The sequence below is a fragment of the Pantoea sp. S18 genome, assembly GCF_045689705.1.
Taxonomy (GTDB): domain Bacteria; phylum Pseudomonadota; class Gammaproteobacteria; order Enterobacterales; family Enterobacteriaceae; genus Pantoea; species Pantoea symbiotica.
On record NZ_CP142689.1, the window covers coordinates 138,552 to 159,872 of the forward strand.

The following is a 21,321-nucleotide window of genomic DNA, read 5'->3' on the forward strand; positions in this document are numbered from 1 at the left end:
TCCTCCTCCTGCACCAAATTCAGCGGGGAGGATGAGCGGGGAGGAGAGGCTGAGGGAAATCTTAAAGTGTGACAGGAATGTGATAACCGTCGCTTTTGTTAAGACTGCTTAATGGGTTCGCTTGCAATAGGTAAATGAATGTCTGAACGTATGTGACTATTAATTACGAAGCGTAAAATAATGATGCGCCACGTTTAGGGAGAAGCGTTCACCGATGTTAATACCCTCCAAACTTAGCCGACCCGTCCGCCTTGAGAACACCGTTGCGCGCGAGCGCCTGATGCAAAAATTGGGCGCGGCGGGCAATTACCGTTTGGTGTTGGTGACCAGTCCGGCGGGATATGGCAAAACCACGCTGATCTCACAATGGGCGGCGGGGAAGGCCAATCTGGGCTGGTATTCACTGGATGAGGGCGACAATCAACATGAACGCTTCGTCGATTACTTAATTGCCGCCCTACAGCAGGCCACACAGGGCGGCTGCGCCTCCAGCGAAGCGCTGGCGCAGAAACGGCAGTACATCAACTTAAATGCGCTGTTCGCCCAGTTGTTCAGTGAGCTGGCGGCGTGGCAGCAACCGATTTGGCTGATCATCGATGATTACCATCACATCACCAATCCGGCGATTCACGACGCGATGCGCTTCTTTCTCCGCAACCAGCCGGAAAATGTGACGCTGATTTTGCTGTCACGTAATCTGCCGCAGCTCGGCATTGCCAACCTGCGCGTGCGTGAACAGCTGATTGAATTGGGCAGCCAGCAGCTGGCGTTTACCCATCACGAAGCCAAACAGTTTTTTGATTGCCGCCTGACGACGCCGCTGGAATCGGAAGAGAGCGGGCGTTTGTGCGATGACGTGGCGGGTTGGGCGACGGCGTTGCAACTGATCGCGCTCTCGACGCGTCAGGGCGCCAGCTCTGCCCAGGATTCTGCGCGCCGCCTGTCCGGCATTAACGCCAGCCATCTGGCGGATTATCTGGTTGAGGAAGTGCTGAATAACGTCGATAGCGCCACGCGACAGTTCTTGCTGAAAAGCGCACTGCTGCGATCGATGAACGACACGCTGATTGCCTGCGTAACCGGTGAGGAGCAAGGGCAGATGCGGCTGGAAGAGATTGAGCGTCAGGGCCTGTTTTTGCAGCGCATGGATAACTCGGGCGAGTGGTTTAGCTATCATCCGCTGTTTGGCAGTTTCTTGCGTCAGCGCTGTCAGTGGGAACTGGCGGCGGAACTGCCTGCGCTGCATCGCGCGGCGGCTGAAAGCTGGATGCGCCTCGGTTTTCCCGGCGAAGCGATTCATCATGCGCTGGCCGCCGGTGATGCACTAATGCTGCGCGACGTGCTGCTGCAATATGCGTGGACGCTGTTTAATCAGAGCGAACTCACGCTGCTGGAAAATTCACTCAAGGCGCTGCCGTGGGAGATTCTGCTGGAAAATCCAAAACTGCTGTTGTTACAGGCGTGGTTGATGCAGAGTCAGCACCGTTTTTCCGAGGTGAGCAATTTGCTGACGCGCTTTGAGCACTCCTGCAGCGAAGAGATTGATGATGTGCTGCGTGGTGAATTCAACGCGCTGCTGGCGCAGGTTTCTATCAACGACGGTAACGCCGAGGAAGCCGAGCGGCTGGCGATGCTGGCGCTCGACGCGCTGCCGGAAAGCCGCCAATACAGCTGCATTGTGGCCACTTCGGTATTGGGCGAAGTGATGCATTGCAAAGGCGAACTCAGCAGTTCGCTGAAGCTGATGCGTCAGACCGAGCAGATGGCGCGTCGCGAAGAAGCGTGGAATTACGCGCTGTGGAGCCTGATACAGCAGAGTGAAATTCTGTTCGCGCAGGGATTTTTACAATCCGCTTATGAGATGCAGGATCGGGCGTTTGTATTGGTCAAAGAGCAGCATCTGACGCAGTTCCCGATGCATGAATTCCTGCTGCGTATTCGCGCGCAACTGTTATGGGCGTGGGGCCGACTCGACGAAGCGGAACAGGCGGCACGCGAAGGGATAAAAGTGCTGAAAGGTTATCAGCCGCAGCAGCAGATTCAGTGCCTCGGCTTGCTGGTGCAGTGTTCGCTAGCGCGCGGCAATCTTGATAACGCCCGCAGCCACCTTAGTCGGCTTGAGAATCTACTCAACAACGGATCGCTGCACAGCGACTGGATCGCCAATGCCGATAAGGTGCGGGTGATTTTCTGGCAGATGACCGGCGACAGCCAAAGCGCCAGCAGCTGGATGCGCCAGACGGCGAAACCGGAGTTTGCCAATAATCATTTCCTGCAAGGGCAGTGGCGCAACGTGGCGCGCGCGCAGATTTTGCTGGGAAATATGAGTCAGGCCGAAGTGGTGCTGGATGAGCTGAATGATAACGCCCGCGCGCTGAACCTGATGAGCGACATGAATCGCAATCTGCTGCTGTTAAATCAGATTTACTGGCAAACCCAGCGCAAAGCAGAAGCGCAGTTGGCGCTGACCGAAGCGCTGAAACTGGCGCGCAGCACCGGTTTCGTCAGCCATTTTGTGATTGAAGGCGAGGCGATGGCGCAGCAGCTGCGTCAGCTGATTCAGCTCAATACGCTGGATGAACTTGATAACCATCGCGCCAGACGGATTCTCAGCGAGATTAATAAATATCATCGCCATAAGTTTGCCCATTTTGACGAAGGCTTTGTTAGCCGCCTGATTAATCATCCCGATGTACCGGAGCTGATCCGCACCAGCCCGCTGACTCAACGGGAATGGCAGGTTTTGGGGCTGATCTATTCGGGATACAGCAACGATCAGATTGCTGGCGAGCTGGATGTTGCTGCCACCACCATCAAAACGCATATTCGCAATCTGTACCAAAAACTGGGCGTGACGCACCGCGCGGAAGCGATGAATCAGGCGCAGTCGATGCTGCGGATGATGGGGTATGTGTAGCGAATCGGTCGCCATAAATGGCGTAATGCCGCTCAGTTAAGCGCAGAGCGACTTTCGTTCGCCTCGTGCTGAGGCAGTTGCAGCACCTTCGTGCGGCGACCGAGCAGAGGACGCCTGGCCGCGCCCTCTGCACTCCCGGGCCCTGCGCCAGCCCAACCCGCCGCTGCGCGGTACCTTCACTCATTCACGATTCCTGACGGACCAGTGGCGATTCGCTCCTGCTCAGCGCCACCTCTCGCCGCATCCATGCGGCTCGCCCTGGAATCCCTCACTCCCTCAGCGGTTTAGGATGTCGCCTCAACCCCCGCGCTGCAGCAACTATGCATTTTCCTGATTTACCATCGCTACAAACCCCGTAGGGTCGCCATTCATGGCGACCTGGTGCGCATGAATACGTTCCCAACGAAAAAACGCGCCAATCCTCTGTAGGGTCGCCATTTATGGCGACCGAAAGACACCGAACTGACGAGCATTAAGATATAAACGGGCGGACCTACGTTGATTTGGCTGATTTTTTATGTGAGCCACTCTTCGCGGGTTAACTCCCATAATTCGTAATCGAGAACACCCGCCACATACTCTTTTTTACCGGTTTCTATCAGACGCATGCCAGAGTTACGTGAGATCATCACCGAGCCGGTATTCACCGCCGCTTTTGGCACGCGTAGTACTTCGCGGCCCAGCGTTTTAAACCAGAAATCATTAACGGCGTTGCAGGCTTCACTCATGAATCCGCGTTGCTGCCACTCAGGTACCAACCAGAATCCGCGGTTATCATTTTCTCCATCACGCAGTTCAATCAGCCCAATTAATTCCTCAGGCTTCTCCTGACGTCTGATACTCCAGCACCAGCATCGACCTTCCTTAACGGCGGGCAACACCACGTTATCGACATAATCCTGCGCGGCACCTTCAGGATAAGGCCAGGGTACATTGGCATTGAGATAACGCACGATCTCCCAGCGTGGGAAGGCGATTTGCATCGCCTGCCCATCGCGGCTTTCCAGCGGCTTCAGGATTAATCGTTCCGTTTTGATTTCTGGCGTCATAGTTCCTCCATTTTGGGCTTTGGCTCCAGCAAGGTCATCGTCAATTAAGGTTGGTCCCTGTTATCCAGCCTTAATTGCATAAATGTTAGATCCAGCCAGCGGCCAAATTTGGTTCCTACCTGTTTTATCTGTCCGGCATCGGTAAATCCTAGCTTGAGATGTAACGCGATTGAAGGTGTGTTTTCAGACTCAATGCCCGCCACCATCACGTGTTTACCTTGCGCGGTCGCATGCGTGATAAGTGACCGCATTAATGCTAATCCAAGACCTTTTCCCTGGGCGGCGTTATGGACATAAACCGAATGTTCAACCGTATAGCGGTATCCATCCCACGGACGCCAGTCACCATAGGAAGCGTAACCGAGCGCAATGTCATCCTCATCAACAGCGACCAGAACCGGAAATCCTGCCGATTGCCGATCTGACAACCATTTGATTCGGTTAGCAATATCGACCGTGTTATCGTTCCATATGGCTGTGCTGTTCTGCACGGCATGGTTATAAATCTCTGTGATTACCGCTGCATCTTTTTCAACTGCCGGACGTATGTTCACCATAGACACCTCGCTGTTATGCCACTAAAGTAGACGCTTCGTACACTATCTTATATATCTACTATGTCAGACGAAAAATCCACTAAAGAAGATGATTTAAACGCGCGAATTGGCAAAAAAGTGAAGGCTGAAAGAGAAAAACGCAGCTGGTCGCTGACCGAATTGGCTGAGCAGTCAGGCGTATCACGGGCGATGATCCATAAAATTGAACGGGGAGAAAGCAGTCCTACAGCAACGTTGCTGGCACGTTTGGCGGGTTCGTTTGATATGAGCATGTCGCAACTGATTGCGTTGAGTGAAGTGCCAACGGGCACATTACTGAAGCAGCATCAGCAACCGGTTTGGCAGGATCCTGAAACGGGATATATCCGACGACACGTGTCACCGGGACAGATAGCGCTCGATCTTGTCAGCATAGAATTGCCGCCCGGCGTTAGCGTGCCGATGCCGGTCATTTCCTATGTGTCGCGCCGTCAGCTTATCTGGGTTTTAGAGGGCGAATTATGTTTTCAAGAAGGCGAAAAAATCTTCGAAATGCAGACGGGCGATTGTCTTGAATTGGGCGATCCTGCTGACTGTATTTTCAGGAATGACTCGGAACAACGTTGTCGCTATGCGGTAATCGTACTCAAATAAATCAGCAGCAGTTAAACATCCATTATTAATTGGACGTAAAACTGCCGCCTGGATTGTGCCTTAATGCGCGCACCAGTTCCTGAGCGAATTAATTCCGCCATCCGGTGAGGTAAAACCTGAGCAACCTAATATCGAGTCGAATAACTTCTCGTGGAATACCGGCGTTTTGTCATTCTGCAGTTGCTGAAGTTTGGCAAATGACGCTTTGTTATTACTGTCACTTAAAAACTTATCCGATGCCCAAACCATAATCGGCACCGTGCGTTGCGCCATTGGTGCATGATCGCGTGGTGTGCCGTGGAAATGAAGATTATCGGAAATCGATTCCCCATGATCAGAGGCATAAAACACGATGGCATTTTTATCTTTCAGGCTATCGAAAGTCTGCTTGAGAAAATAATCGGTATACAAAAGGCTATTGTCGTAGGAATTGATCATCTCCTGCGTGCTACAGGCATCATCAATGCCCTGACACTCCGGCGTATAGCGTGCAAACGCGCGTGGATAGCGTTCGGTATACATATAATGTGAGCCTTTGGTATGGAGAATCACAATATGTTTACCCTGCGGATGACGCTGAATTGAGTCCTGCAATTCATTAATCAACGCCATATCATCCACCGGCTTACCAACATTGCGCTTCTCCGCCTGAATAGATTCACGCATCGAATAACTGTCGGCCATGACTTTGTTATAGAACCAGGCTTCGCTCTGCATGGAATAGAGATCTTCCGAGAAGCCCTGCTTCTTCATCACCGTGAAGACATTCATCTCTTTCAGCGTGCGCTGCGGGGCTTCTGAGGCGCCACCTTCTCTGACAAACATACAGCGCAGCGAGAGCTTGGTGGAGGTATCACAAGAATAACCCTGCAAGTGAACCAGGTTTTTTTCGTGATCGAGATAAGGCGTGTTATCGCGATCGTAACCGTATAGACCCATATGATCGCGGCGGGCACTTTCACCAATCACAAACACGATATACAAGTTATCCGCATTTTTCGGTGGAACGTATTTAAAGTGCTCAGCGGGATCGTAAAGATTACGATTATCTTCAGCCTGGCTGAACGAACTATAAGCCAACAAGCCAACGCCCGATAACCAGTTAGACGGTGAATAAGTACCCGCAACAATGCCGCCGTAGCTGGCCATCATGCGATTATTCTTCTTATCCTGTTCATCCTGCACTTTGCCCATTAAATTCAACGGCAACCAGCAACCTAATGCGGCGATAACAATGGCGATAGTTTTATAGGACCAGTAACGCTTTTTACTGATATCTGTTACGGGATTAATGCGCATTCCGCGCCAGATTAGCCAAAGCGGGACGATGTTAATGATCACCATCCACAGCATAAAGTGCCAACCCACCGATTCCTTAGAAAGGTCTAATGAATCGGTGGCTAAAACAGCGGCGATAATTCCATAACCAATATCAATATTAAAGAAAATCATGTAATAACTGGCGGCGCTGGAGAATAGCACCAGCATGGTCATTAATACGCGCGATAGATATTTCCCGGTTAATGAGGTTAACAACGTCAACAGCATTACCAAACAAAATGCAGCGATGATCTCCGTCACTAATGAAAGGGTGTTATCAAACTGCAGTTGCGTATAGCGACGGATGAAAATCGGAATATTAAGAAGTACGCCGATATAGAGCGAAATAAACACCGGTATATAAAACTGCTTAACCCAACCCTTTTTAAACATGTATTCCCCGTTATTATAATGAACAACTAAATCACTTGCCTGTAAATTGACAGCCCTAGGTAAGAGGATGGATTTGGGGATCAGTTCAACCATTGCTGGGCCTAAAGTATGTTATAATGTAACAACCAAAGGTAGGCGCTTATGCCTCGATTAGGGCTCGCAACCACCACTTTCCCCGCAGGCTGCTAATCAATGCAGTGAAGATCCTCATTCTGTATATGCATTTCCCTCATCAATTCATTCAACATGCATGACCATGAAAGTAAACATTATCGATGAAAATGATGGAATGACTGACTATTTGCGTTAAGGGGAAACTTCATGATTTATAAAATTGAATAAACAGGAAATTAAAGTTTTTATAAGGAGCCAGGAACTTTCTGATTGTTAAGGTGATATTCTGCACAAAAGTGCTTACACAAAACTTACAATCAATTTCGCTTAAGTCTTATTATGATGGCAAAAACAAGGATGTCACTGGCGCTGTGCGTCGGTATGATCACAACTTCTGCATTTGCGGCACCGTTAAATCCCGGCGACCGTGATTATATTCAGAACCAGCAACAGCAACGTTTGCAAAATGACCAGCAGCAGCGTGACGCATTGTGGAGTGCTACCGCGCCGCAGAGCACGCCAGCAGCGGATTCCGGTCAGGCCGGTCCCTGCTTTCCGGTGCAGCATATCGCTATTCGCAACGCCACGCTAATTTCTGCCGGACAGCAGCAATCGCTGGCCGCACCTTATATTCATCGCTGCCTGAACTTAACCGAAATTAATTCGCTGGTGCATGCCATTTCTGACTGGTATATGCAGCGCGGTTATATCACCAGCCGGGCATTTTTAATTGAACAGGATTTATCGCAGGGCGAGTTAATTATTCCGGTGCTGGAAGGAAAGCTGGACGCCATTCGTCTCGACGGCCAGCATCCGCGTTCATTACAGATGGCGTTTCCCGGTCTGGAAGGCAAGGTGCTTAACCTGCGCGATATTGAGCAGGGCATGGAGCAGATTAACCGCGTGCGCACCACACCGGTACAGATTGAAATACAGCCGTCGCCTAAAACCGGTTATTCGGTCGTCAATCTAACGGCCAAACCGGAATTTCCAATCAGCGCATCATTAGGTTTCGATAATAGCGGACAGAAAAGCACCGGCGTTGGTCAACTCAACGCCTCGCTGACGGGAAACAATCTGCTGGGACTGGCTGACCGCTGGTTTATCAGCGGCGGGCGCAGCAGCGCTTTCAGCGACTGGCGTGATGCGCAGAATCTGCAGGCGGGCGTCAGCATGCCCTACGGCTACGGCTTACTCGATTACAGCTACAGCTGGAGCAACTATCACAGCAGCTTCGTTAACAACGGCTTCACCTGGCTGAGCAACGGCGACAACGTGTCGCACCGGCTTAACGGTTCGTGGGTGCTGTTCCGTAACGGCGATATTAAAACCTGCATCCAGCTCGGCCTGAATCACTACTCCAGCCACAACTATCTCAACCATACCTTGTTGCAGAGCAGCAGCCGCAAAATCACCAGCGCGCAGCTGGGACTCAATCACACGCAGAAAATTCTCGGCGGCGTCGCTACGCTCAACCCAACGTTCAGCCGCGGCATGCCGTGGTTTGATGCCGAAGATGACGCGGGCAAGACCGGCGATCTGCCCAAAGCGCAGTTCCGCAAGTGGAGTATCAGCGGCAGTTTCCAGCGGCCGCTGGCTGACAAACTGTGGCTGCTCAGCAGCGTTTACGGCCAGTGGTCGCCCGATCGGCTTTACGGCAGTGAACGCCTGACGCTGGGTGGCGAAAGCTCGGTGCGCGGTTTTAAGGAGCAGTATCTCTCCGGTGATGCCGGTGGCTATCTGCGCAACGAACTGAGCTACAGCCTGCTCACGTTGCCCGTTTTGGGCGACGTCAGCGCGCTGGCGGCCATCGACGGCGGCTGGTTAAAGAGCGACGTGCAGAACCGCGAGTCCACCGGCACCTTGTGGGGCAGCGCGCTAGGTCTCAGCACGCGTGGCCGCAACTTCTACACCCAGTACACCGTCGGCATTCCCCTCAGCTATCCCGGCCACCTTCAGCCGGATCACGTCAGCATTTACGCCCGCGTCGGGCTGGTTTTCTAAGAGGCAAAGATTATGGACGATCGTCAACCCGTTTCCCTCGCCCGTCGCGCGCTGAGTTACCTGATTTGCTATCTGGTGGCGGTCCAGCCAATGCTGCCTGCTGTTGCCGCGCAAATTACGCCGGTAACGCCAGGAACGAAAATGGATGCCGCCGGCAACGGCGTGCCGGTGGTGAATATCACCACGCCCAACGGCGCCGGGATTTCGCATAACCAGTACCAGCAGTACAACGTTGGCAAAGAGGGTTTAATCCTCAATAACGCCACGGGTCAGCTTACCCAGACGCAGCTGGGCGGCCTGATCCAGAACAACCCTAATCTGAAAGCCGGGCACGAAGCGCAGGCGATCATCAACGAAGTCGTTGGCGCCAATCGCTCGCAGTTGCAGGGCTACACCGAAGTAGCGGGTAAAGCCGCTAACGTGATGGTGGCCAACCCGTACGGTATTACCTGTAACGGCTGCGGCTTTATCAACACGCCGAACGTCACGCTGACCACCGGTAAACCGCAGCTGGATGCCAACGGCAATCTGGCTGCGCTGGATGTGACGAAAGGATCGGTGATCGTCGAAGGTCAGGGACTGGACGGCAGCAGTGCCGATGCGGTGTCGATCGTCGCGCGCGCAACGGAGATCAACGCCGGGATCCATGCGAAAGATCTGTCTGTTACGGTCGGGGCAAACCGCGTGGGTACGGATGGTTCCGTCACGCCGATTGCCGGTGAAGGTGCGGCGCCGTCGGTAGCGGTGGATACCGGCGCGCTTGGCGGCATGTATGCCAATCGCATTCATCTGGTGTCGAGCGAAAAGGGCGTTGGGGTTAACCTCGGTAACCTGGTGGCGAAGCAGGGTGATATTCAGCTGGATGCCAGCGGTAAACTGACGCTGAATAACAGCCTGAGCAGCGGGGCGCTGACGGCGAATGCTGAATCAGTGACGCTTGGTGGGGAAAACAAAGCGTCCGGACAGGTCACGCTCAGTGCACAGCAGGATGCAACGCTCAATAAAAGCATGCTGGTCAGCGACGCCGGAGTCAGCGTCACGGCGAAAGGAAATCTCACCACCAATGGCACCAGCATCACGGCAGGACGTGATATTCAGCTGAGTGGCGCAACCGTTGTCACGGACAGCAATGCCGTCGCGAAAGCCGGTAACGATATCCGATTGCAGGCGCAGGATCGGCTCAGCAACAGCGGCCAGCTGACGGCCGGAAAAAGCCTCAACATCACGGCCAAACAACTCGATAATCACGGCATGCTGGCCGGTAACACCACCGGCATCACCACAAGTAGCCTGCAGAATGGTAAGGGCGCGGCCATCTCCGGCGCAGAGAGTCTAAGCCTCAGCAGCGACAGCCTGCTGAATCAGGGCGTATTGTCAGCGCCGGTGCTCTCACTCAGCAGCGTGCAAACTGACAACAGCGGGCTGATTCAGGGCAGCAAAGCGCTGACCTACATCGGCAACCGCCTGAATAATCTGGCGGGCGGCACCCTGAGTTCGGACAACAGCTTTGCACTCAATCTGCCGCAACTGTTTAACAGCGGGCTCATCACCAGCAAGGCAGGGCTGACGCTGAGTGGCGACGCACTCACCAACAGCGGCGAAATCAACGCTGCCAGCCTGTTTGCCTCCAATGCGCAACTGAATAATCAGCAGGGCGGCCTGCTGCTCGCGGATAACAACCTCAGTCTTGATAACGCTGCGCTGACCAATGACGGTCAAATCGCTGCAGCGACAACCACTGTTGATGCCAGTACGCTGAACAACAGCGGCACGTTGCAGGGCAAACAATCCCTGCAGGCCAGCGGCAAGGCGATAACCAGCAGCGGCACGTTGCTGAGTGACGGCAAACTGACGATCGCAGCAGACACGCTCACAAACCGAGGCCTTTTGCAGGGACAGCAGCTGGCGGTAGCGGCGGGCAGCTGGCATAACAGCGGCAATGCGTTAAGTGCGGGTGATGGCGTACTCAACGCCGCAACGCTTGATAACAGCGGCAAAATTCTTGGTCAGCAGAACCTACAGCTCAAAGCAGATTCGGTTGATAACAGCGGCTGGTTGCTGGCGCAGGCGCTCAGGCTTAAGGGAGATTTAGTTAACAGCGGGCTGATTCAGGGCAGTGATGCACTTACGGTGACGGGCGATAAACTCAGTAATAAAACCGGCGGCCAGTTACTGAGTGCCGGCACGCTGACTGCTCAGGCTGGAAGCCTTGATAATCAGGGCAGCATTCAGGCCGACACGCTTGATATGCGGCTGCAAAGCTGGCAGAACGCCGGCAGCGCCCAGGCGACCACACAGTTCCTTGGCACCCTGAGCGGCGCGCTGAATAACAGCGGCACACTGCTGAGCCAGAACGATTTTGCTCTCATCAGCAACGACATCACTAACAGCGGTAAGCTGGCGGCCAACCGACTCAGCATCACAGCACCTCAGCTGACCAACGCCGGTCTGCTGCAGGGTAACAGCTCGCTATCACTGAACAGCACGGATATCACCAACGCCGCCAGCGGTCAGCTTATCAGCGGCGGTTCGCTGACGCTTTCCCCGATACAGCTGACCAATGCGGGCCTGTTACAGGTGGCGGATGACTTCAACATCAACGGCCGTGACCTGACCAACAGCGGACGTATCACCGCAACCAATCTGAATGCAGATCTGAGCGGTACGCTGAACAACAGCGGTTCGATTGCGGCACAGCAGTTGAACGTTTCAGGTGATGTGCTGAAGAATCAAAGCCTGCTCCAGGGTGACAACGGACTTAACGCGGATTTCAGGCAGTTCAGCAACCTGGGCGCGGGGCAGTTACTGAGCAACGGTCTTCTTTCACTGAAGGGCACAACCGCTGATAACGCCGGTGTGTGGCAGGGCAACAGCATTGACTATCAGTTTGGCTCGCTGACCAACAATGGTACCGTTTACGGTATTGACGCACTCAAAGGCCAATCTGACGGGCTGCTGGATAATCGTGGCAGCCTGACTGCGGGCGGTAACGCTAACCTGACGGCGGGTAACCTGCAAAACAGCGGTAAGATGCTGGCCGATAGTCTGGTGTTACGGGGAAATAGCCTCAGCAACAGTGGCTTATGGCAGGGAACATCCTCGCTGGATGCGCAATCGCGCGGCGCTTTGACACAGGCGGCTGGCGGCAAAACGCTGACCGGCGGCGAGCTGCTACTGAACGCAACTGAGCTCAACACGGCGGGCACAATCCAGGGTGACAACGCGCAAATCAGTGCAGGACGCTGGCAGAATAAGGGCTCGCTGCTGGGCACCACATATGTGTCTGCGGACGTTGCGGGTGAGCTGCGCAACAGTGGTGAAATATTGTCGCAGGGCACGGCACAGGTCAGCGCGCAGAACCTGAATAACAGCGGCTCGCTGCTGGCGGATAAAGCGATGACGCTGAGTGGCGGCGCGCTGAATAACAGTGGTAGCGTGCAGGGCCAAACGCTGGCTATTACCCCGGCCAGCGTGACCAATCAGGGCAGTCTGATTGGCTTACAATCACTGACTATCGGTCCGGCGCAGACCCGTGGTTTCCGCATGCTGGCGGTACAGTCGCAGCCCGCACGTGAATTAATCAACAATGCTGGCGGTCAGCTGCTGACGCAGGGCGCGCTGAACATTGCCGGTGATGTCATCACCAACAACGGCAGCTGGCAGGGACAGCAAATCCTGCTGAACGCCACCCGCCTGGCCAACAACGGCGCGATGCAGAGCGCTGGCGATCTGACGCTCAACCTCAGCGATGCGCTGACATCTGCCACTGGCAGCAAAATCACCGCCAACGGCAACGCCGCGCTCAACGCCCTCAGCCTCACCAATCAGGGACAATGGATTGCCGGGAACCTGACATTAAAAGGCACTACGCTAAGCAACGGCGGAGAAATCTCCGGCGTTAACGGACTGACGGCAGTGCTCGGCGGCACGCTGACGCAGCAGCAAAATGGCGCGCTGTTATCAGGTGGCAAACTGGATGTTCAGGCGGCGACGGCTAGCAATGATGGCCGCATTCAGGGCGGTGATCTGACGATCACCACTGGAACACTGACTAACAACGGGCGGTTGCAGGGAGATAACAGCCTGTTGCTGACCATCCGTGGCCGTATCACCAACAATAATAGCGGGACGCTGATAAGCCAGAGCGGTCTGACGCTGACCACGCCAGAGCTGTATAACTACGGCCTGATTCAGGGGACAACTAATCGCATCACCGCCAGCAGCAGCGCGACCAACAGCGGAAAAATGCTGTCTGCGGGTGAGCTCACGCTCACCACGCCTCAACTCGTCAACAGCGGCTGGTTGCAGGCAGCGCAGCTGACGCTGAATGCTGCCAACGCCAGCAACATCGGCACCTTGCTGGCCGATCAGCAGGGAACCTTAACCGGCTCGCAACTGCTGAATCAGGGAACTGCGCAGGGTGGCACGCTGGCGGTCAATTATGACCAGCTCAACAACAGCGGCACGCTGCTGGGTGTCAATCAGCTGAACGTTAAGGCCAGCCAGGTCACGCAACAGGCTGCGGGTAAACTGTTCAGCGGCGGCAATCTGCTGCTGGAGAGCACCGGTTTTGATCAGTTGGGACAGGTGGTAGCGCTGGGCGATGCCACGCTGAAACTCATCAACAGTTTTACCGCACGCAATACGCTGGCCGCAGCCAATCGCCTGACTATCAGCAGTAACGGTGCGATTGAGAACCTGGGCACGTTACAGGGGCAGGCACTGACGTTGAGTGCTGGCGGCGACCTAACGAACAACGGCCAGATCACAACCGGAACCGGCGAAAGCAGCCTGAGCGGTAACCGCATCAATATGAACAGCGCTGGCACACTGCAGGGTGGCGGCAACATTACGCTGGCCAGCCGCAGTGACGTAGCACTCAATGGTTTCACCGGCACGCGTGGCAGCCTCACCATTTCCTCGCCAGGCAGCATTGTGAACACGGCGTTACTTTACGCCGGACAGAATCTCTATCTTTACGCCAACAGCATTCAAAATCAGCGTGGCGATATGCTGGCAGGCAACAGTCTGTGGATGCAGCGCGACGCGGCGGGGAATGCCAATGGCGAGGTGATCAATACTTCCGGCACCATTGAGTCGCAGAATGGCGATATCACGATTAGGACTGGAAACCTGCTAAATCAGCGCGATGGTCTGAGAGTTGAAGAAAAGACCCAACCTGTATCTGGCTTACCAACAGGTATTGGTAGTTCATCTTTAACTTACCGGCTCGACCAGCTGAAAATTTCTGATTTAGGCTATTACATTATTTCCGTCAGGACGGGCGGCAGCTTTGGTAAGGGGAATGGTTCAATTGACGATTACTCATACCTGGCTCCTAATGCGCAAGGTGCTATTCAACGCTATCTCACAGAAACTACAACACTTAACGCCCAAGCTGATGGCAATGCTGGTCGCATAGCTGCGGGGCGAAATCTTGATGTCTCTGCCAGCCAACTCAATAATCTCGCCAGTACGCTACTGGCGGGTAATTCCATATCGCTTCAGGGAAATACCCTTAATAACCAGTCCTGGTTTAACGGTGTGAGCAACACTTATTTGACGTACACCTATGATGGCCGCACTGGGTACAACAAACTTAAAAGCGGTCGCGATCTGGATTATTTTTCTCCTGATGCTCAATTGGCTTCCTTCAGAGGAAATACATCGGCTGCTTTAGTGACCTATCTCTTAACTACAACACCTGAAACTGAAACGATTTTTAGCGGAGATGCATTACGTTCCGTAATTCAGGCTGGCGGTAACGTTAATGCCAGCTTCAGCGGTGATATCAGCAATACCAGCTCAACACCCAATGCCGGCTGGGTTGGAACAACAATCCATGCGCCAGCATTAAATAACTTAGCTGCTGTCAGTCAGGTGAATGCACAGCAGCGTCAGCAACTCGCTGCCACAAGCAGCGTAGCCATAAACTCTCCAGAGTGGCGCGATCAGTTGCAAAATGCACTGCAGCAGGTGAACGGCGGTACCGCACTTGACTCCTCAGCGCCAGTAAGCGCATCACTCGCTAATCAGCCCGGAACGCAAAAAGGTCAGGCTAACCTGGGCAACGCTGGCAGCCTTGCAACGGGCGCTACAGTGGTCCCTGCAACACTCAAAAACTATGCATCCTCAAATGTCGATACCAGCGCATACCCGCTACCAACCAGCGGCACTGGCTACTTCGTCGCCAGTGATAACAACAGCCCGTATCTCATCACCATCAACCCGAAATTAAACGGTTTGGGGCAGCTGGACGCCAGCCTGTTTGGTGACCTCAATCAGTTGCTGGGTAAACAGCCTGGCAGCGCACCACAGGAAAGCCGTCAGCAGTATACCGACGTGAATACTTTCCTCGGCTCGTCCTATCTGCTGGACAGGCTGAACCTCAAGCCTGACAACGATTACCGCTTCCTTGGCGATGCGGCATTTGATACCCGTTACGTCAGCAACACCGTACTTAACCAGACCGGCAGCCGCTTTCTGAATGGCGTGGGTTCCGATCTGGACCAGATGCGTTACCTGATGGATAACGCCGCCGCGTCACAGCAGTCTTTAGGCCTGCAGTTTGGCGTGTCGCTTACTGCGGATCAGGTTGCTTCGCTGGATAAGAGCATCATCTGGTGGGAAGCTACCTCGGTGAATGGCCAGACGGTGATGGTGCCGAAAGTGTACCTGTCCGAAAAAGATGCGGCGATGAACAACGGCAGCGTGATTGCCGGGAACAACGTCATACTTTCCGGCGGTAACATGACCAACAGCGCCAGCAGCATTGTGGCGCAGAACGCTGTCAGCGCAGACAGCCAGAACAATATCGACAACCTTAAAGCCGGGCTGATTAAAGCCGGAGGCGACCTGAATCTCAGCGCGCTGAATAGCATTAACAACGTCAGCTCGACAATCAGCGGTAAAAAGGTGGCGCTGGAAAGCGTCAACGGTGACATCAACAACACCACCGCAAGTTCACAGTGGACGATCGGCGGCAACGGGCCAGTGCAGGCAAGCAAGACGCTGCTTGGCCAAACAGCGGCGATAACGTCACTGGATGCGCTCAGCCTGAAGTCCGGCAACGATATCAACCTCACCGGCTCCTCACTCAATGCGGGCGGCGATCTGCTACTCAACGCCTGGCACGACCTCAGTCTCAACAGCATCGAGACCAGCGAAAGCCGTAAAACAGGTAACAAGGAAACGCATAGCTCAGGTGCTGAACGCACGACCGTTTCCAGCGGCGGCAATCTGACGTTAAAAGCCGGGCAGGATATCACCAGCCAGGCGGCAGCGCTGGCGGCGGAAGGTGATATTGGTCTGCAGGCGGGGCGTGATATCAATCTGAATGCAGTTGAAAGCCGCTCCGGAGACAGTGAACGCGGCAGTAAAAAAACGGTTATCAACGAAACAGTGCGTCAGCAGGGCACTGAAATTACCAGTGGTGGCAATATCTCTCTGGCCGCAGGCCGCGATATCACCAGCAAAGCGAGCGATTTAACTGCCGATCATGATCTGGCTCTAAAGGCTGGCCGTGATGTGAACATCTCTACGGCGACCGAAAGCGATTATGCCTACAGAGAAGAAACCAAAACCAAGAAAGGGTTCCTGAAGAAAACCACCACCCACACCATTCAGGAAGACAGTTCAACCAATGAAAAAGCCTCACATCTGAGCGGCAATAATGTGTCGGTCACGGCAGGCAATAACCTCACGATTCAAGGCTCATCCATCGCGGGTGATAAAGGCGTGGCGCTTAACGCGGGCAACGACCTGAACCTGGTCACCGCCACCAATACTGCATCAACCTACAGCCTGAAAGAGGTGAAGAAAAGCGGTCTGATGGGCAGCGGCGGATTGGGCATCAGCTACGGCAAGCAGTCGGCAAAGAGCGAGTATGATGGCGCGAAGGTAACGGAAAGCGATGCGCGCAGCCTGGTCGGTGCGGGTAACGGCGCGGTGACCATGACCGCCGGTAACAATGTGCTTATCAAAGGCAGCGACGTGGTCGCCGGCGGTCAGAATGGCGACATCAGCGTTAAGGCGAAAAACATCGCCATCGTCTCGGGCCAGGATCAGGTGCGCGAAACCGCGAAGCAGGAGTCGAAGAGCAGCGGGTTTGGCCTGAGCCTCAACCTGGGGCCGCTGGACACTGTGCGCAACCTGCGCGACATCATGAACAACACCAGTTCGGTGTACGACCAGGTCAAGCAGGTGGGCAACGAGTTCGGCGCCAGCGCGCTGGATTCCCCTGCGCCGGGCCTGACCTATGGCCGCTCAGCAAGCCAGGGTAGCCAGAACATCGAGAGCGTCTATCAGAGTGGAAGTGCACTTAACGCGTCGGGCAACCTGACCCTGAAGGCGCTCGGCGATGCGGATACGTCCACCGGCAACATTCTGGTCGAAGGCAGCAGCCTAAACGCCGGTGGTAAAGCGGCGCTGGACGCCTCGCGTAATATCGACATCACCAGCGCCGCCGACAGTCAGAAAGCGGCCAGCAGTAACAGCAGTAAGAGCTGGTCGGCGACGACCTCCGCCTCAATTGGTGCGCTGGCACGCAGCGGCGGCGGGTCGCCGAACAACGGCTCGGCGGGCACCAACTACGGCTCGAAAAACAGCCAGATGAGCGGCGACAGCAGCATCCTGACGCAGCACACCTCATCGATTACCGCTGGCAGCGTTGACGTGACCAGCCACACAGGTGATATCGGGATAACGGGCTCAACGCTGACCGGCACCACCGGCGTCGCACTGAACGCGGAGCAGGGTAACGTCAGCGTCGTCGCGGGCGAAGATCGCCAGCAGACATCGGCCAGCGGCTCGGATCACGCCATTGGCGATCTGGGCGGCGACGGCTACAGCGGCACGGTGGGCGTGGGCCACAACAGCTGGAAAAACGCCAGCACAGGCACGCAGCAGAGTACCCTGCGCAGCGGTATCGTCAGTACGCTGGGTGACGTGACGGTTAATGCGGCTAAAGACGTTAACCTGCAGGGGGCGGACGTGTTCGCCGGTGATTCACTGAGCGTCAACGGGGAAAACATCTACCTCGATCCTGCCAAAGATACGCATAACGCCAGCAGCAGCAGTGAATCCACAAAATACGGGATCACCGGTTCTGTCTCGGGTTATGCGGTCAGCATTGCGCAGGCAGTGGATAAGGCGCGGGAGGCTAACCGTAACCATGACGATCCCCGCCTGCAGGCCATCTATGCGGCCCAGGCGGCCATGACGGCGCTCTCATCCTCCGCACAAAGTAACGCAGCCATCAAGGTCAGCGTGTCCGCCACGGCAGGCAGCAGCCACCAGTCACAGACCCAGAGCAGCACTCAGGAAAACGGTACGGTGCTGGGCGCGCTCAACAATGTCGATCTTAACGCAGAGAAAGATATTACGGCGCAGGGCGTGAAGATAACCGGCAACAATGTTTCGCTCGCCGCCGGTGGCGACGTGAAGCTTAAGAGCGCAACCGACGCGTCATCCATGAAATCGTCAGGCGGTGGCAGCCAGTATGGCGTGGGGGTTGGCTTTGGGATGGGTGGTTCTCAGAACGGCTTCTCTATTTCGCTCTCGGCCAGCCAGAACAGCGCGAATGCCAACGGCAGTTCAGTCACACATCACAACAGTGAGGTAACAGCGGGTAATAACCTGAGTGTAAGCTCAGGTCAGGATGTGGTGCTGCAGGGTGCCAACCTCAGCGGTAAGCATGTTGGTGTGGATGCCGGGAGAAACCTGATAATCCGCAGCGAGCAGGACAACGCCAGCTTCAAAAGCCAGCAAAGCTCATCGGGCGCAAGCTTCAGTATATGCGTGCCGCCTATCTGTGCGGGGTCTGTAGTGGAAGGCAGCGCAAATATGAGCGGGAGCAACCTCTATAATGACTTTGCCTCCGTTCAGCAACAGAGCGGCATCGTTGCAGGCGAAGGTGGCTACGACATTTACGTTGGCAACCACACGCAACTGGATGGGGCCGTTATTGGCTCTGCTGCTAGCGCAAATAAGAATCACCTCAGCACCGGTACGCTGGGCTGGACCGACATTGATAACCATGCCAATTCCGGTGGCAACGGCTATGGATTCTCTGTAAGCGCAAGCGCCGGAAATACCGACAGCAGTGATAAAGATAAGCAACAACAAACGGATACCTCTAAAGGCAACGTTAAGGATGATGACAAAGAGCCGACATCTAACCGTAACTCACTTCCGGTTGCCACGCTGCAACAAAGTAAGGACAGCGCCAGTTCTACCACTTACAGCGCAGTCTCACCAGGCACCATTGAGATCCGCAATCCTGATGCGCAGAAGCAAGATGTTTCACAGTTAAGCCGTGACACGGCGTCCGCCGAAAATGCTTTGAAAGACAAGTTTGATGCAGAAAAGCTGCAGAGCAATCTGGATGTGCAGCGTGAGATGACTGTGCTCGGCCAACAGGTGATAGAAACCTCGTATGAAAAATTAAAGGAACAGCGCAAGCAGGAAGCACGTACCGCGCTGGAAAACGATCCGTCGTTTAAGGGAAAAACCGACCCTGAGAAGAAAAAGGCGATAGCAGATTCCGATAAGAAGGTTGAAGCGCAGTACGGAGTAGGATCGCTAAACCAGTCGGCCGCACAGGCTGTTGTGGGCCTCTTATCAGCGCTGGCCGGGGGCAACGTTTCAGGTTCGGTGGCAGCAGGAGCTTCTCCTCTAGTTGCGCAATTGGTTAAGTATGCCTCTGATAATTCTGCCGGAGGTGAACCGATGCGTGTGCTACTTCACACGCTGGTTTCTGGCCTTATTGCCAAGGCGCAGGGCGGAAGCGTGGCTGGCGGTGCAGCCGGCGGCTTTACGGCGGCGATGCTGGGACACAATGATGCACTCAGTGAGTTCATCTTTGGTAAGAATGTTAATGAGCTCTCAGAAGACCAGAAAGAATTGCTGGCCAATATTGGTACCCTCGCTGGTGCAGTATCCGGTGGAGCGGTTGACGGTAGCATGGGGGCGGGTAGTGGGGCGGTGACCGGGCGTACTGAAACGGAAAATAACTCTTTGAGCGATTTAACCAGTGCTACTGCTTCAGGAAAAACCCCTCAACAAGTAGCAAAGGAAAGGGTTGACGAACTAAACGAAAAGTATAAGCAAGAGAACTGTGCAGGTATGAGCGCAGAAGCGTGCTCAGTGAAAATGTACACCCAGCGCCGTGAAGAGTTTAAGGAAATACTTTTGACGGGGGCTGATTTTGTGCCTGTCATAGGTGACATTAAGAGTATTGTGGAAGCGAAATCGGCATTGGATTACCTAGCCGCAGCAATAGGTATTATTCCCGGTGCCGGTGATGTTGCTGGCAAAGCATTAAAAGCGGCTGAAATAGCACTTAAGAAAGGTGATGTTGCTGAAGCATCAAGCCTATTAAATAAGGCCAGCGATGAAATATCAGGTTATTTACCAGCCACTGGTACTATTTCTCGTCCCGCATCAGGCGTGGGAGCAAGTGCTGAGTTTTCAGTAAGTAAAGCCCAATTAGGTAAAAAGCTAGGTAAGCATGTAGAAGATTTTGGTGGAGATGCATCAAACGCTCATGACCGACAACGAGTCATTGATATAATCAATGATATAGGGAAAAATCCAGATAAAGTCATTCCTGGAAAGTTCGCTGGCCAAGGTACAGGACCAGGGGCAAGCCGTGGAGATGTATTTTTCAGAATAAAAGGAAATGACGTAGTAGTGACAAAACCTGATGGAAGCTTTGTCACAATTCTTAAGGACGGTGTTAATGAAAACACCTCAGTGATAAATGCTTTAAAAGGAGATGCAAGGTGAACAGCTCATTGGAAAACATGAAAATATGGGCCAAAAAATCCTTTGATAAAGAGATAGAGGCTATTTATGGTCTTATCTATTTCCTTGATGGTCCTGATTTAGATGCTCCTCAAAGATTGCAAATAAAATTCTCAGGCTGCAATGAGGAATATCAATTTTCATGCGGTAGGGATGGATCCACTCTTGCATTAGAGCGTGGTTGGTTAATTAATCGAGACTTAGGCGAGTATGGAAAGGAAATAGTTATGGATATTTCGGATGCAGAGCCTTATTCACGTTATATTGGGTTAAGCCCTAATAATTTTCACTCTATTCTTTCACAGGATGACAATGCTATAGTTGGAGTAAGATTATCATTCAATAGCAACCCTGACATTTTCGTAATTAATGCAGGTGATGAGTTGCTTTTTACGAACCTGAACCCTTTCGAGTCGTCTGAATATAATATTTCATTTATTGATCTTTTGAGCTAACACGTTTGGAAAAGTTAGGGGATAGAGGACACATTGAAGAGACTCAAACTGAATCGCCACGGGTTTAACAGACA

The 21,321-nt window shown here is 53.7% G+C and carries 8 protein-coding genes; 5 read left to right on the forward strand and 3 right to left on the reverse strand.

All coding sequences use genetic code 11. The features are described 5' to 3' along the window. Positions 1-214 precede the first annotated feature (214 nt). Positions 215-2,917, forward strand: a complete 2,703-nt coding sequence (gene malT / locus VIJ98_RS20615) for an HTH-type transcriptional regulator MalT (protein WP_323271306.1) — start codon at positions 215-217, stop codon at positions 2,915-2,917. Between the two features lie 515 nt (positions 2,918-3,432). Here malT and VIJ98_RS20620 read toward each other — a convergent pair. Together VIJ98_RS20620 and VIJ98_RS20625 are read right to left on the reverse strand one after the other, a co-directional pair. Beyond that, on the reverse strand, positions 3,433-3,966 hold the full coding sequence (locus VIJ98_RS20620) for a GNAT family N-acetyltransferase (protein ID WP_154156721.1): 534 nt from the start codon (positions 3,964-3,966) through the stop codon (positions 3,433-3,435). A 44-nt stretch (positions 3,967-4,010) separates the two neighbouring features. Then, a complete protein-coding gene (locus VIJ98_RS20625; RefSeq protein WP_323271793.1) occupies positions 4,011-4,520 on the reverse strand; it encodes a GNAT family N-acetyltransferase in 510 nt (169 codons plus the stop codon). Between the two features lie 63 nt (positions 4,521-4,583). On the opposite strand from VIJ98_RS20625, the gene VIJ98_RS20630 reads away from it, so the two are divergent. Continuing rightward, on the forward strand, positions 4,584-5,156 hold the full coding sequence (locus VIJ98_RS20630) for an XRE family transcriptional regulator (protein WP_323271307.1): 573 nt from the start codon (positions 4,584-4,586) through the stop codon (positions 5,154-5,156). Positions 5,157-5,216: 60 nt separating this feature from the next. Here the strand turns inward: VIJ98_RS20630 and eptB are convergent, their stop codons facing one another. Further along, positions 5,217-6,869 carry a kdo(2)-lipid A phosphoethanolamine 7''-transferase gene (eptB, locus tag VIJ98_RS20635; RefSeq protein WP_323271308.1) on the reverse strand — a complete coding sequence of 551 codons (1,653 nt, stop codon included), beginning with the start codon at positions 6,867-6,869 and terminating at the stop codon, positions 5,217-5,219. A gap of 453 nt (positions 6,870-7,322) precedes the next feature. On the opposite strand from eptB, the gene VIJ98_RS20640 reads away from it, so the two are divergent. The 3 genes from VIJ98_RS20640 to VIJ98_RS20650 are packed head-to-tail and all read left to right on the forward strand — an operon-like array spanning position 7,323 to position 21,247. Then, positions 7,323-8,987, forward strand: coding sequence for a ShlB/FhaC/HecB family hemolysin secretion/activation protein (locus VIJ98_RS20640; RefSeq protein ID WP_323271309.1), 1,665 nt, complete (start codon positions 7,323-7,325; stop codon positions 8,985-8,987). 12 nt (positions 8,988-8,999) lie between these two features. Then, positions 9,000-20,774: a hemagglutinin repeat-containing protein gene (locus VIJ98_RS20645; protein WP_323271310.1), complete on the forward strand. Its 11,775-nt coding sequence runs from the start codon at positions 9,000-9,002 to the stop codon at positions 20,772-20,774. After that, the gene (locus VIJ98_RS20650) at positions 20,771-21,247 is read left to right on the forward strand and encodes a hypothetical protein (RefSeq protein ID WP_008105702.1); all 477 of its coding nucleotides are present in this window, start codon (positions 20,771-20,773) and stop codon (positions 21,245-21,247) included. Before VIJ98_RS20645 ends, VIJ98_RS20650 begins: the two co-directional genes overlap by 4 nt. Positions 21,248-21,321 lie beyond the last annotated feature (74 nt).

Coding starts and splice junctions, on each gene's coding strand:
- malT (WP_323271306.1), top strand. CDS start 215: ATGTTAATACCCTCCAAACTTAGCCGACCCGTCCGCCTTGAGAACACC.
- VIJ98_RS20620 (WP_154156721.1), bottom strand. CDS start 3,966: ATGACGCCAGAAATCAAAACGGAACGATTAATCCTGAAGCCGCTGGAA.
- VIJ98_RS20630 (WP_323271307.1), top strand. CDS start 4,584: ATGTCAGACGAAAAATCCACTAAAGAAGATGATTTAAACGCGCGAATT.
- eptB (WP_323271308.1), bottom strand. CDS start 6,869: ATGTTTAAAAAGGGTTGGGTTAAGCAGTTTTATATACCGGTGTTTATT.
- VIJ98_RS20640 (WP_323271309.1), top strand. CDS start 7,323: ATGATGGCAAAAACAAGGATGTCACTGGCGCTGTGCGTCGGTATGATC.
- VIJ98_RS20645 (WP_323271310.1), top strand. CDS start 9,000: ATGGACGATCGTCAACCCGTTTCCCTCGCCCGTCGCGCGCTGAGTTAC.